The organism is Nonomuraea sp. NPDC051941 (assembly GCF_044593615.1).
Genome location: NZ_JBIUCF010000024.1, coordinates 76,156 through 90,656, shown reverse-complemented (window position 1 = coordinate 90,656; position 14,501 = coordinate 76,156). Strand labels below are relative to the sequence as shown.

8 protein-coding genes are annotated in these 14,501 nt (G+C 70.9%); 4 read left to right on the top strand and 4 right to left on the bottom strand.

The features are described 5' to 3' along the window. Positions 1-35: 35 nt before the first annotated feature. From ACIHFD_RS35200 to ACIHFD_RS35190, 3 genes are all read right to left on the bottom strand, one after another. Positions 36-1,427, bottom strand: coding sequence for a rhodanese-like domain-containing protein (locus ACIHFD_RS35200; RefSeq protein ID WP_397370618.1), 1,392 nt, complete (start codon positions 1,425-1,427; stop codon positions 36-38). Between the two features lie 82 nt (positions 1,428-1,509). Further along, the gene (locus ACIHFD_RS35195) at positions 1,510-1,779 is read right to left on the bottom strand and encodes a metal-sensitive transcriptional regulator (RefSeq protein ID WP_350735590.1); all 270 of its coding nucleotides are present in this window, start codon (positions 1,777-1,779) and stop codon (positions 1,510-1,512) included. A gap of 286 nt (positions 1,780-2,065) precedes the next feature. After that, a complete protein-coding gene (locus ACIHFD_RS35190) occupies positions 2,066-3,034 on the bottom strand; it encodes an Lrp/AsnC family transcriptional regulator (RefSeq protein ID WP_397370617.1) in 969 nt (322 codons plus the stop codon). Positions 3,035-3,163: 129 nt separating this feature from the next. Between ACIHFD_RS35190 and ACIHFD_RS35185 the strand changes: the two genes are divergently transcribed. From ACIHFD_RS35185 to ACIHFD_RS35175, 3 genes are all read left to right on the top strand, one after another. After that, positions 3,164-4,630 carry a carboxylesterase/lipase family protein gene (locus ACIHFD_RS35185; protein ID WP_397370616.1) on the top strand — a complete coding sequence of 489 codons (1,467 nt, stop codon included), beginning with the start codon at positions 3,164-3,166 and terminating at the stop codon, positions 4,628-4,630. A 66-nt stretch (positions 4,631-4,696) separates the two neighbouring features. Continuing rightward, positions 4,697-6,214: a multicopper oxidase family protein gene (locus ACIHFD_RS35180; protein WP_397370615.1), complete on the top strand. Its 1,518-nt coding sequence runs from the start codon at positions 4,697-4,699 to the stop codon at positions 6,212-6,214. A gap of 304 nt (positions 6,215-6,518) precedes the next feature. Continuing rightward, on the top strand, positions 6,519-7,205 hold the full coding sequence (locus ACIHFD_RS35175; RefSeq protein WP_397370614.1) for a TIGR00266 family protein: 687 nt from the start codon (positions 6,519-6,521) through the stop codon (positions 7,203-7,205). Positions 7,206-7,504: 299 nt separating this feature from the next. Here the strand turns inward: ACIHFD_RS35175 and ACIHFD_RS35170 are convergent, their stop codons facing one another. After that, positions 7,505-8,737, bottom strand: coding sequence for an alkyl sulfatase dimerization domain-containing protein (locus ACIHFD_RS35170; RefSeq protein WP_397370613.1), 1,233 nt, complete (start codon positions 8,735-8,737; stop codon positions 7,505-7,507). Positions 8,738-9,170: 433 nt separating this feature from the next. On the opposite strand from ACIHFD_RS35170, the gene ACIHFD_RS35165 reads away from it, so the two are divergent. Then, the gene (locus ACIHFD_RS35165; RefSeq protein WP_397370612.1) at positions 9,171-14,492 is read left to right on the top strand and encodes an amino acid adenylation domain-containing protein; all 5,322 of its coding nucleotides are present in this window, start codon (positions 9,171-9,173) and stop codon (positions 14,490-14,492) included. The last annotated feature ends 9 nt before the right edge of the window (positions 14,493-14,501 follow it).

The following is a 14,501-nucleotide window of genomic DNA, read 5'->3' as shown; positions in this document are numbered from 1 at the left end:
CGTCCTTCGGCCCTGCGTGGAGGAACCCGAGGTGGTCAAGAGGGCTTCTCGTCGGAGGTGGTGATGGGCAGGCCGGCGTCGGCGGCCCGGGGGTAGGCGTCGTCGATGTGGACCACCTGGCGGCCGCTACGGGCCAGCAGGCTCGCGGCCGCCGCGGCCCGGTAGCCGCTGCCGCAGTGCACCCACACCGTTCCCGCCGGCACCTCGGCCAGGCGCTCCGGCAGCTCGGGCAGCGGGATGTGCACGGCGCCGGCCACGTGACCGGCCCGCCACTCGTTGCCCATCCGCACGTCCAGGACGGTCGGGCCGCCGTCCGGTTCCCCCGCGCGGGCGGCGGCCAGGTCGGCGAAGGTTGCGGTGGTCAGCTCGGCGATCAGGTCCGGGTCGTGTCCGGCCCACTGTTCGACGGAGCCGGTCGAGGCGGCGGCCGGGCGGTCTATGCCGATGCGGGCCAGCTCGCGCTGGGCGGCGGCGACCTGTTCGGCCGACTCGCCGAGCAGCGTGAGGGGCGTGCCCCACGGGGCCAGCCAGCCCAGCCAGGTCGTCATCGGCCCGTCCAGGCCGAAGCTGAGCGTGCCGGCCAGGTGCCGGTCCGCGAACGCCTTGCGTGAGCGCAGGTCCACCACCCATTCGCCCGCCCGCAGGCGGACCAGCAGCTCCGCGCTGTCGGCCGGCCGCGCCGGGGTCAGGTCGATCGGCTCCGCTCCGGCGGCGTTGCGCGCGCCCATGTGGGCGTAATAGGCGGGGTAGGCGTCCAGGCCTTCCAGGATGTGGGTGACGAAGTCGTCGGCCTCCATCCGCAGCACCGGGTTGACGTCCTTCTCCCGGCCGATGGTCGAGGCGGACGCGCCGGACTGCGTGACCGCGCAGAAGCTGCCGAACCCGTGCGTCGGCCAGAGCCGCGCGCCGTCAGGCAGCAGGCCGGACAGCCGCCGCGCGGAGGCGTGCTGGTGGCGGGCCAGGGTGCGGGCATGCTCGGCGCCCAGCAGGTCGGTACGCCCGGTGCCGCCGAACAACAGCGATCCTCCGGTGAACACCCCCTCCGGCCCACCCGGACCGGCCAGCACGTAGGACAGGTGATGGAAGGTGTGTCCCGGCGTGGTCACCGCGTCCAGCCACATCCGCTCGGAGACGGCGATCCGATCTCCGTCGTGCACCGGCACACGGTCGAAGCCGACCTCCTCGAGCCCGCCCACCAGGTACGCCGCCCCGCTCATCCGGGCCAGCGCCAGGCCGCCGGAGACGTAGTCGTTGTGCAGATGGGTCTCCGCCACGTGGGTGATCCGCACCCCCAGGCGACCGGCCAGGGCGAGAACGCGGTCGATGTCGCGCTGCGGATCGACCACCACCGCGACGCGCCCGTCATGGGCGAGATAACTGCGGTCCCCCAGGGAGGAGGTCTCGATCACCTCGACCTGGATCGTCATCTCCTTGTCTCCTTTCGATCGTCAAATACCCCGGGGGGTATCAAGAGAACATATGGGTGCCCCGGCTCACCCGATCACACAGTCACGAAAGAGCGAGGAACAGCTTCTCCAGCCGCTCAACGCTGATCGGTGGCTCCTCGCCCTGCTCGCGCGCCACCTGGCACTGCTGCAACCCGGTCGAGATAATCTTGAATCCGGCCCGGTCCAACGCCTTCGACACCGCCGCCAGCTGCGTCAGCACCTTCTCGCAGTCCTCGGCGTTCTCGATCATCGCGATCACTCCGCCGAGCTGGCCGTGGGCCCGCTTCAGCCGCGTCAGCGCATCCCTCAGAACGGTCGCGTCCATCTCCATCCGCACCACCTCCGCGCCCAATATACCCCCGGGGGTAATCTCCATCGGTAGAGGGCACCGGCGCTGAGAGCGCTGGTCCACCTTGATCAGGGTTCCGGCCGGGCGCGGTGACGTACCGGATGACGTGCTGGAGCCGCGCGTATCTCCGACGGGAGCAAGGGAACGAGAACGTGGGCCGATCCGTGATCTCGGGACCTGACGTGCTCCTTCGGGCGGCGGCGAGGAGGTCTGGCGAACGATACGTCATGACACGCAGGGTGTCGTGGGCGGCGACAGGTTGAGGAACTCAGATCTCGGATCGGCGAAGGAGGCCGGTCCGTTTCAGTGAGCTCAGGATCGGGGTCACCTCCAGCCCGCGGACATCGTCAAGCGATCCGACAGTCTCGGTGAGAAAGGAGTACAGCCCGCCCAGATCGTCGGCCGCGACGGCCACCAGGAGGTTCGCCGCCCCGGTCGTGGCCGCGGTGAACCGCACCTGCGGATGCCGGCTCAGCTCTTGCCCGGTCGCTTCCAGGCTGCCCGGACCGGTGGCGATCCACAGCAGCGCCTCGCTGCCGATGCCCAGCAGCCTCAAGTCCACTTCGCACGCCATACGCACCATGTGGGCAGAGATGAGCAGGTCCAGCCGACGGCGCACCGTCGACGCCGACGTTCCCAGTCGGGTGGCCAGGTCGCTGTAGCCGGCGCGCGCGTTCGTGGTCAACTTGTCGATGAGCGCGTCATCGAGCGGTTGAATCTGCGGCGCGTCGACGGGCTCTCGCGGCAAGCTGGCGAGGGTCTCGAACTGATCCATGGGCAGCAGTCCCGCGCTCCAGGCGAACCCCGCGGGAAACACTTTCAACAGGTCGTAGGCGTCCCACGAACGGACGGCGGCTGTGGCGGGCAGGTCCCGCAGCAGCAGCGAGGTCCGGGCCTGGGGCCCGTCGAGAAAGAGCACGCTGCTGATCTCGTCACCGCCGCCGAGAATGTCGACCCACACCGTGTCGGCACGCCGCGCCAGTCCCGCGGCGATCGCCTGAATGCGGCTGGGCCGGCACCGGATCCGCAACACCATGGGGATGAGCCGGGGAAAGAGAGCGGGATTGCGGATCGCTGTGGGCCGCAGCGTGCCGTCGTGCAGGAGCGGTGTCGCACGGCGCACGACCGTGCGCTCGGAGATCCCAAGGACACGGGCGACCGTTCGCCATGACGCCCGCGGCGACGCCATCAGCACCGCGGCGATCCGCCGCTCCGTCGCATCCAACTCAGGTCTCATGTGTCTTACTTTCGCCAGAATCCCATGATCCATGACGCATATCACGAAGCCGTGGCGCCCCTGCTCGCTCTTTTCCGCCGAACGACCGTAGAACGGAGGCGTACCACTCCGGCAAGGAAGGTGACATCAATGATCGTGAGGGAACGCCCCGTCGTGGACACCGAGTCGGGGAGCGTGCGGGGCATCGTCGAGGACGGCGTCGCCGCGTTCCGCGGCATCCCCTACGCGGCTTCCCCGCTGGGGGACCGGCGCTTCGCCGCCCCCGCGCAGCACCCCGACTGGTCGGGCCAGTGGGATGCCGCCTGCCCCGGCCCGTCCGTCCCCCAGGCCCCCTCCCGTCTCGAAGCGGTCATGGGACACCGCACCCCCGACTGGAACGAGGACGGCTCTCTCACCCTCAACGTGTGGACCCCCCGCCTGCCGGCCGGCGGACCCACCCCGCACGCCCTCCCGGTCCTGGTGTGGTTCCACGGCGGCGGATTCACCAGCGGATCCGGTGGCTGGGACTGGTACGACGGCCGAAACCTGGCCGCCGCCGGCGACATCATCGTCGTCACCGCCAACTACCGCGTCGGTCCCCTTGGCTACCTCTACCTCCCGGAACTCGGCATCGAGAACCTCGGCGTGCAGGACCAGGCCGCCGTCCTCACCTGGGTGAAGCGCAACATCACCGCCTTCGGGGGAGATCCCGGCAACCTCACGGTCGGCGGCCAGTCCGCCGGAGCCTTCTCCGCCCTCTACCTCGCCCTCTCGCCGGTCACCGGCCCGGAGATCAAGCGGGTCATCACCCAGAGCGGTCCCTGGGGGCTCCCCCCGCAAGACCCCGGGGAGGCGGCCGACCATGCCCGACGCTTCCTCAAGATCCTCGGCCTGGAGCGCGGCCCGGATCCCATCGCCACCCTGCGCGCCATCCCGGCCGAGCGGCTTCTCACCGCCTACCAGCAGCTTGCCCAGGACGTCTTCCGCCCGGGCAGCGTCGCTCCGCCGATGTACCCCGTCCTCGGCGCCTTCGGAATGCCCGAGGCGTGGGAACAGGCGCTGGCCTGCGGACGCCTCGACGGCAAGCAGCTGCTGACGGGGACCACCAGGAACGAGATGGCGGCGTTCTTCGCGTTCGACCCGCGCATCCAGGCCGTCACCGCCGCCCAGGCGAGCTCGATCGTGGCCGGCCAGATCGACGGCGGCGCCGAGCGGTTCGACCGCGCCGCCGCCGCCGCCCGGCTTCCGCACGCGACACCGAGCGACGTCTTCACCGAGGTCGAGACCGAGATCATTTTCCGCGACGGGGCCCTCGCCATCGCCGATCACCACGCCGCGGCCGGCAACCCCACCTACGTCTACCAGTTCGACTACGCCCCGGCTCAGGACCCCGCACACCTGGGCGCCGCGCACTGCGTGGAACTCCCCTTCTTCTTCGACACCATCGACGCCTACCCCGACAGTCCCATGCTTGGCGAGGCCACCGTCGCGGCCCGCTCGCTCGGCCACACGTTCTCTCACGCGGTAGCGGCCTTCACGGCCTCTGGCCGGCCCGCCGCAGATCAGTGGCACCCGTACGAGGCCGCCAACCCTGCGACCATCCGGCACTTCGCCTGACATTCCGCCGCCTCCTGGTCCGCGCGCCTCGCAGCACAGCCGCTCCAACGGCCAATCTTTGTGAAAATGCGGGCCAACTCCCGCGTGGGCGAGCCGACGCCGGGCATCCACGTAGCCGACCTCGTCGTCACAAGGAGCGCCATGTCCCTGTCCAGAGCCGTCCTCTTGCTGGGACCGGCCCTGCTGATGGCGACCGGCTGCGGCACCACCGCCACAAGGGAGGCCACCCCAGGCGGTCCTGCCGGCCCGGCGAGTCCGGCCACCCCGACCGCGCAGGCGCAGCCGGCCTTCCGCCAGCCGCGCGAACTGTCGAGCCACAACGGCCGCCTGCACGTGCGGCTGGTCGTGGAGCAACGCGTGGTACGGCTCGCGGGCCAAGACGTCCGCGCGTTGACCTACAACGGCGACTTCATGCCGCCGACCCTGCGCCTGTTTCCCGGCGACCGGGTCGACCTGGAGTTGGTGAACCGGCTGGGCGAGCACACCAACCTGCACACGCACGGCTGGCACGTCTCACCGAAGGACAGCTCCGACAACATCTACCTGCACATCAGGCCGGGCCAGACCTACCGCTACACCTACCGGCTGCCCGAGGACCTGGCACCGGGCACGTACTGGTACCACTCCCACGCGCACCCGCTCTCGGAGGGGCAGGTGTTCGCCGGACTGTCGGGCGCGATCGTGATCGAAGGGCTGAACCGGTACCTGCCGTCCGACCTCCATGACACGGCCGAACTGCTCATCGCGCTCAAGGACTTTCAGGTGCGCGCGGGCGCCATACCAACGGCGAACATCGACAGCAACGCCCCGACCACCCGGACCGTGAACGGGCTCATCAACCCGATCATCCACATCCGGCCCGGCGAGACGCAGATGTGGCGGCTGGCCAACATCGGCGCCGACATCGCCTACAACGTCCAGCTCCAGGGCGTGCGCTTCCACGTCATCGCCCAGGACGCCAACCCCGTTGCCAGGGTCTGGAGCGCCGACACGCTGCTCATGCCTCCCGGCAGCCGGTGGGACGTGCTCGTGCAAGGGCCGCCGGCCGGCCGTACCCGCCTGGTGACCCGGCCCTACAGCACCGGCAAGGACGGCGACTCCTACCCTGAGGCGACCCTGGCCACCCTGGTGTCCGCGGGGCGCGCCGTGACGCCCGCACGCCTGCCCACGACGTTCGCCGCCCGGTACTTCGACGACCTGAGGAAGGATCCCATCGCCCAGAGGCGGGTCGTCACGTTCTCGGAGAACACCCGCGCCGACGAGTTCTTCATCAACGGCAAGTCGTTCGATCCGAACCGGATCGACGTGCGGGCGAGGCTGAACACCACCGAGGAGTGGCGGGTGCGCAACCTCGCCAACGAGGAGCACACCTTCCACGTGCATGTCAACGATTTCCAGGTGATCAGCGTGAATGGCAGGCCGTACAACGCCCGTAACTGGCAGGACACGGTGCAGCTCCCCGCGCGCGGCGAAGTGGTGATGAGGACGAGGTTCAGGGATTTCCTCGGGAAGTACCCGCTGCACTGCCACATCCTCAACCACGAGGACCGCGGCATGATGGCCAACGTCGAGGTCGTCCGCTGACAGCGGTTACCGGGTGTTGATCGGGTAGGCCCAGGCGGCGGTAGATCTGCGGCACGCTCTGTCGGGCGAGAGCAACCGCAGGAGGTCTCCGGCCGGCGTGTCGCCCACGGGGTCGACCGCGGCGGGAACAGGCCGTGCCCCGATGCGCTCGCGGATCCCTTCCACGTGGGCCGAGCCGTCGGAGACCCCGGGAACGCCCGGGTGGCGTTCGCGCAGCGTCTGGGGCGTTTACGTGTTGTCAACGAATCGTGTACGGCCGTACAGCAGAGTCGCTCCGGACAAGATGATCGGGATGGAGGGGTACATGAAGACCGAGATCCGTCACCCTGGTTCGTTCGCGGTCGCGCGCTGCCACCTGGACGGCGGGGAGACCCTGCGCGTCGAGGCGGGCGCGATGTACGCGACGAGCGCGGGGGTCCAGCTCCGGGCCAAGGTGGAGGGTGGTCTGCTGCGTGGGCTGGCGCGTTCGGCGCTGGGCGGCGAGTCGCTGTTCACCACGCGCTACACCGCTCCGGAAGGCGGCGGCTGGGTGGACGTGGCGCATCACCTGCCCGGCGATGTCCAGGCCGCCGAGGTACGAAGCGACAACGCGCTCCTGCTGACCAGGGGATCGTGGATCGCGTCCAGCGACGGCGTGGAGATCGCCACCAAGTGGGGCGGCATGTCCAACCTCATCGGCAGCGAGGGCGGCTTCCTCATCAAGGCGCAGGGCGACGGCGTCGTCGTGCTCGGCTGCTACGGCGCGATGGACGTGATCGACCTGGCGGCCGGGCAGCAGGTCGTGGTCGACTCGGGGCATCTGGTCGCCTACGACGAGACGGTCAAGAGCAATCTGCGCCGGGCGGTCGAAGGGAAGACGATCCAATCGCTCAAGTCGGGCGAAGGTCTGGTCTTCGAGTTCACCGGGCCGGGCAGGATCATGACGCAGACCAGGAACCCTGGGGCCTTGATCCTCCACCTGACGGAAGTGCTCCCCTTCGAGCGCGTCTGACCCCGTGCCGGCGGCCCGGCATGCCTCTTGGGCGATGGGGATCGCCGCGGCGAGGTCGCCCGCGCGCCGCCGCGCAGCCCCATCGGCCCGGTCCCTGCGTCCCGCCGCTGCGGCGATGGGCTGCCGGCTGCGGTGGGCCGAGCTGGCGCCGGGCCGCCCAGCGGTCACGCCGGGTGGGGTGCGGATGTGGGAACCGTGGGTTTCTCGGCCGCGACGATGGGATCGACGGCCGGGGCGATGGGACGTGACCATGTCCGCCGCCAGGAAACGCCCGCTGCCGCCGGAGTGGAGGCCGGCCGTTACGAGCGTTTCCGGGACTCGGCGGCGGCCCAGGCGAAAATGCCCTTCGCCATGAGGGACAGTTCGCCGGCCGCCCTGGTGGAAAAGACCTCCGCGCGTACGCGATGCACTCCCGCGTCGTCTGGAGCCGCCAGGGCGGCCATTTCCGCCAGATGCCCGGCCAGCCGCTCATCGCCTTCGGAAAGGGCCTTGAGTGCCGCGTCCGCGAGGGCCTGCGCCCCGCCCGCCAGTTCCGCGACCGATTTCGCCAGCACCGCCTCGGGAGCGGGCTTCAGGTGGGCCGGATTGCCGTCGTACCAGCCGCCGTAAAGGCGCCACAGATTGCGTACGACGAATTCCGGCTCGTCGTAACGCGCCCGCAGATAGGGCCGGTCGGCCAGATGCTCCGGCGCCTTCACGGAGTGGACGATCTCGTCGAGCCGGGCGCCCGCGTTGAGCAGTTCCAGGGTCTGCTTGATGAGCGCCTCCAGCCATTCGGCCGTTTCCAGCAACGCCTGCCGGATGCGGTCGCGGCCGAAGACGGGGGCGCCGTGGCCGGGGAGCATGATCTCGGCGTCCATGGCGGCCATCCGGTGCAACGCGTGCACCCATTCCCGGGGATAGCGCTGCGCCTTCTGCGGGTTGCCGCAATTGGGCGTCACCCAGAGGAACAGGTCACCGGGCAACAGCAGCTTGTGCTCACGCACGTAGCCGATGGTCCCGTCGTCGGTCTCGCCCTTGGCGTGCACGAGGTCGAACGTGAGCCCGCCGCGCCGCACGGTCAGCGCGTCGGTGTAGGTCACGTCCGGACGGCGGTAGTCGGTGGGCCAGTGGAGCCCGGCGGCCTGGAACTGCCGCTGGTTGATCACCGAGTTATAGCCATTTGTCAACACATAACGCTCGAACCGGTCAACAACCGCTTTATGGGCATAAATCGCGGCCCGAGGCCCCGATTCCTCGAACGGCCCCGTCCCGAAGACATGGTCGACGTGCCCGTGCGAGTAGAACGCCGTGGTCAATGGCGCCCGTGTCCAGGCCCGTACGTCCTCGTGCAATTTCGCCGCCGAGAACGCGCTGCTCGTGTCGAACAGCACCAGCTCGCCCTCGGTCTCGAAAGCGGTCACATTGCCGAACCCCGGCCACCAGCCGACACCGTCGGCGATCGGCTGAACACCCTTGCCCTGCAGGCCCGCGTCCACGACGCTGTCGTCCGATTCGCCGCGCCACACGCGCTCGGCGTACTCGATAATCATGGGCCCAACCCTGCTTCCAGAACCTCATTCTGGGCAAGGGGTTCACGGCAGGATCTCGCCTTTGACGCGCGGTCAAAGGGCGGAGGCGCTCGGCTTCCTTGCAGAGGCAGGTCAGAGATGATGACACGCTGTGGGAGCGCTCCCAGAGATATGACGAAGATGTTTCCGAGCTGTCAAGGACCCGAAAGACAGAGCTAACGGAAACACGGGTGCGACGTGCGCACATCGCGAATTGTTCTTGTTAGACCACGGTGGGCATCCGGAAATGCGGATCTAGCCCTTGACCTCGAAGGAGCCGAAACCTAGCCTCCCTCGTGGGAGCGTTCCCACGGCCTCATCAGGCTTCGCCGTTCCGGCTGCAGCACATCCGCGTCATCGCCGCGGACCTCCGTACGTGTACGTGTACCACCGCGTGTTCCGAGGAGAAAGACGCGTGACCAGGAGCTCCCTTTCACCGGCCAAGCAGGCCCTGCTGGAGCGTCGCCTTCGGGCGCGCGGCACCAAGGTCAGTGTTCCCCGCCGTGACCCCGGCACCGCGCCGCCGCCGTCGGCCATGCAGGAGCGATTGTGGTTCCTTGAGCAGTACGTCCCAGGCACGGCCGCCTACACCGTGCCGTTCGCGGTCCGGCTGACCGGCGACCTCGACGAGAACGCCCTGGCCAGGGCCCTGACAGAGCTCACCAGGCGGCACGAGAGCCTGCGTACCAGCCTGGTCACCACCTCGGACGGCCGCCCGGAGGCGGTGGTCGCCGAGGAGCCGGTCGTGGAGTTCCGCGTCACCGACGACCCCGGCGAGATCGACCGGGAGCTGGTCCGGCCGTTCGACCTGGCCCGCCCGCCGCTGCTGCGCGCCCTGCTGGTGCGCTCGGCCCCCGGCGAGCACGTGCTGCTGCTCACCATGCACCACGCGATCACCGACGGCTGGTCGTGCGACATCCTGTTCCAGGAGCTGCTGGCGCTGCACGCGGGCCGGGAACCGGCGCCGGTGCCGCTGCAGTTCGGCGACTACGCGCATTGGCAGCGCGGCCGGACCTTCGACGACGACGTGCGCTACTGGGTGTCCAAGCTGGACGGGGTGCCCGCCCTGGAGCTGCCGACCGACCTGCCCCGGCCCGCCGAGCAGCGCTGGGACGGCGCCGCCGTGGACGTCGTCGTGGACCCCGCCCTCACCGCGTCGATCGCGGAGCTGGGCAAGGCGCACCGGGCCACGCCGTACATGACGCTGCTCGCCGCCTTCCAGGTGCTGCTCGGCCGGTTCGCCGGGCAGGACGACTTCGCGGTGGGGTCGCCGGTGTCCGGGCGGGAGCTGCCCGAGCTGGAGACGGTCGTCGGGCCGTTCATCAACACCCTGGCCCTCCGGGCCGACCTGCGCGGCGACCCGACCTTCGGCGAACTGCTCGGCCGGGTCCGCGACTCCACCCTGGACGCCTTCGCGCATCAGGCGCTGCCGTTCGACCGGCTCGTCACCGAGCTGGCCGTGGAGCGGGACGTCAGCCGCACGCCGGTCTACCAGACCATGTTCGCGCTGCAGAACTATCGCGGCCGGACCCTGGACACCTCCGGGCTGGGCGCGGAGCCGTACCCGATCCCGACCGTGGCCAGCCGGTTCGACCTGGCGCTCTACCTCTTCGAGGGTGGCGGCGGGCTGCACGGGCAGCTCACGTACAGCACCGCGCTGTTCCGGGAGGACACGGCGCGGCGGCTGGCAGGATGCCTGGAGACGCTCCTGCGGGCGGCGGTCGCCGACCCCGGCCTGCCGATCTCCCGGTTGCCGCTGCTGAGCCCGGACGAGCGGCGGCGCGTGCTGGCCCTCGGGGCCGCCGAGCCGGCGCCGCCCGCCGGGATCGGGCTGCTGCACGAGGTCGTCGCCGGGCAGGATCCCGCGGCGGTCGCGGTGGTCGCGGGGGAGGCCTCGCTCACGTACGGCGAGCTCGGCACCCGCGCCGACCGGCTGGCCCGGCGGCTGCGGACCCTCGGCGCCGGGCCCGGGGAACGGGTGGCGCTGTGCCTGGAGCAGTCGGCCGGACTGGCCGTGGCGGTGCTCGGCGTGCTCAAGGCGGGGGCCGCGTACCTGCCGCTGGATCCGGAGCATCCGCCCGAGCGGCTGGCGTACGTGGTGCAGGACGCCGGGGTGCGGATCGCAGTGACCGATTCGGCCTCCAGGGAGCGGTTGCCCGATGGCCTGCTTACGGTGGGCCTCGACGAGCCCGGCGGCGACGAGGCGCCGGTCCCTCAGGACGTGACCCCCGACGACCTGGCCTATGTCATCTACACCTCCGGCACGACCGGAAGGCCCAAGGGCGTCGCGATCCAGCACCGGCAGGCGCTGGTCTATCTCGCGGGCCTGCGGGAGCGGCTGGGGATCGAACCCGGCGGTTCGTACGGGCTGCTGCAGTCGCTGGCCTTCGACTTCGGGGTGACGGTCTTCTACGCGTGCCTGATGACCGGCGGCACGCTGCACATCATCCCGCCGCGCACGGCGGGGCACGAGCTGGCCGAGTACGTCCGGGACGCCGGCATCGACTATCTCAAGATCACCCCGTCCCATCTGGCCGCGTTGCAGGCCGACGTGCTGCCGCGCAAGCTGCTGATCCTCGGCGGCGAGGCGGCGCCCCGTGACTGGGCGGAGGAGCTGGCCGCGTCCGGACGCTGCCGGGTCGTCAACCACTACGGCCCGACCGAGGCGACGGTCGGCGTCACCACCTATCCGGTCGAGGGCCCGGTCGGAGGCGACGCCGGCACGACCACCACGCTGCCCATCGGCCGGCCGCTGCCGGGGGCTCGGGCGTACGTGCTGGACGAGCATCTGGAGCCGGTGCCGATCGGCGTCGCGGGGGAGCTGTACCTCGGCGGGGATCGGCTGGCCAGAGGCTATCTCGACCGCCCCGCCCTGACCGCGGAACGGTTCCTGCCCGACCCGTACGGCCCGCCCGGCGCTCGCATGTACCGCACCGGCGACCTGGCCCGCCACCTCCCCGACGGGAACCTGGAGTTCCTCGGCCGCCGCGACCTGCAGGTGAAGATCCGCGGCTACCGGGTGGAGCTGGCCGAGGTCGAGTCGGTGCTCGGCCGGCATCCCGGCGTGACGTCGGCGATCGCCGACATGCGCGGCGGTCTCCTCGTGGCCTACCTCCTCGCCGAGTGCGGTGAGGCCCGGCCGGAGGCCGCCGAGATGCGGACGTGGCTGGCCGAGCGGCTGCCCGACTACATGATCCCCGCCCGGTACGTGTGGCTGGACGAGCCGCCGCCGCTGAAGTCGCACGGCAAGGTGGACCGGGCCGCCCTGCCCGACCCGGCGCCGGAGACGACCGGCCGGTTCGAGCCACCGCGATCCGCCGCGGAACGGACGGTCGCCGCCGTGTGGGCCGAACTCCTCGGTGCCGCCGAGGTCGGCGCCACGGACGACTTCTTCGAGCTCGGCGGCCACTCCCTGCTGGCCATGCGGGTGGTGGCCCGGCTCAGGCAGGAGCTGCCGGAGCGTACCGTCACCGTGCTCGACCTGTTCAAGCACCGCACCGTACGCGAGCTGGCCGCGCTGCTGGAGTCGGACGGCGACGGCCCGCGCCACCTGCTGCACCGGCTCACCCCCGCCAGGACGGCCACCTCGACGTTGGTCTGCGCGCCGTACGGGGGCGGCAGCGCGGTCATCTACCAGCCGCTGGCCGACGCGCTGCCGGCCGACTGGGCGCTCTACTCGATCGCCGTGCCCGGGCACGAGCTGGGCGAGGAGTCCCGGCCGCTGGACGAGGTCGCCGACGGGTGCGTACAGGAGATCCTCGACGGCATCGAGGGCCCCGTCACCCTGTACGGCCACTGCGGCCTCGGCGTGATGCTGGCCGCGGAGATCGCCCGCAGGCTGGAGGACGCCGGCCGCGAGGTCGACGCGGTCTACCTCGGCGGCGTCTTCCCCTTCGCCCGCCCCCGCGGCCGCCTCTCGGGCCTGACCGAGCTCATGGAGCGCATCCGCGGCGACCAGGCCTGGATCAACGACCTGCGCTCCGCCGGCCTGGACGTGGAGGAGGTCGGGCGCGACCAGCTCGACCTCATGGTCCGCAACCGGCGGCGCGGCACCCGGCAGGCGGAGCGGTACTTCACCCGCATGTTCGAAGAGGCTGCGGCTCCGCTGCGGGCGCCGGTGATCGCGCTGGCCGGCGAGCGTGACCCGGCGATGGAGTTCTACCAGGAGCGCTATCGCGAATGGCACGTGCTGTCGGAGCTGACGGCCCTGGTCGTGCTGGACGAGGCCGGGCACTTCTTCCTGAAATATCGGGCGGAGGAGCTGGCGGCCATCGTGACCGGCACGCACCGCGCCATCGCCGAGGGGCGGACCGAGCCGCTGGCACGCACACCGCGATCGACGTGGTGGCTGGAGGGCGTGTCATCCGGAGACTTGCCGGCCCCTTCGGAGGAACGCCGGGCGCGGCCGGGCATGGGGAGGTTCGCGCTGGTCGCGGCCGGGCAGCTGGTGTCGATCCTGGGGTCGGCGCTGACCGAGTTCGCCGTGCCGCTGTGGATCTACACGACCACCGGCTCGCTGGCGAACTTCGCGCTGTTCGCGGTGCTCGGGCTGCTGCCCGGCATGCTGGTCGCGCCCCTGGCCGGGGCCATCGTGGACCGGCACGACCGGCGCGCGGTGATGCTCGCCGGCGACGTCACCGCGGGCGGCGTGCAGCTGGTCCTCGGGGTGCTGCTGTGGACCGGCAACCTGGAGATCTGGCACATCTACCCGCTGCTCGCGCTGCTGTCGGTCGCGCTGACCTTCCAGCGGTTCGCGTACGCCTCGGCGATCCCGCAACTCGTCCCCAAACGGTTCCTGGGCCACGCCAACGGGGTGGTGCAGCTCGTCACCGGCACGGCCCAGGTGGCGGTGCCGCTGTTGGCGGTCGGGCTGATGGCGGTCATCGGGCTGGAGGGCATCCTCGTCGTCGACGTGCTGTCGTACGTGTTCGCGGCCGCGGTCGTGCTGGCGGTCCGGTTCCCCCGGAGCATGGCCTGGCGGCGGCGCGAGACGGTCATGGCGGAGATCGCCGGCGGCTGGCGGCTGACCTGGGGGAACCGGGGCTTCCGCGGGATGCTGGTGTTCTTCGCCGTCCTGAACGTGTTCCTGTCGCCGCTGTTCCTGATGATCTCGCCGCTGGTGTTGTCGTTCGCGACGCTGCAGGACGTCGGGCGGGTGTCGCTGGCGGGCGGGATCGGCGTGCTGGCCGGCGGGCTGCTGATGGCCGTGTGGGGCGGGCCGCGCCGGGGGCGGCTGCGCGGGGTGCTGCTGTTCACGCTCGCGCTGGCGGGGTTCTGCGTGGTCGTCGGCGTACGGGCGGATCTCGTGGCGATCGCCGCGGGGGCGTTCGGGATGTCGCTGTGCCTGACGCTGCTCAACGGCGTGTACGCGACGATCATCCAGGTCAAGGTGCCGCAGCGGTTCCACGGGCGGGTCATCGCGCTCAACACGCTCGTCGCCTGGTCCACGCTGCCGATCGGGTTCGGGCTGGTGGCGCCGTACGGCGCGACGGTGCTGGAGCCGCTGATGGCGCCGGACGGGCCGCTGGCCGCGACGGCGGGGGCGTTGCTCGGGACGGGGGAGGGGCGCGGGATCGGGCTGATGTACGTGGTCTTCGGGCTGGCCATCGCGCTGATCGCGGTGTGCGCGATGCGCGTGCGGGTGCTGGCGCGCTTCGATCGCGAGGTGCCCGACGCGCTGCCCGACGATCTCGTCGGCATCGAGGAGCTGCGGCGGCGTGCGGGAGGCGAGTCGTGATCGTGCGGG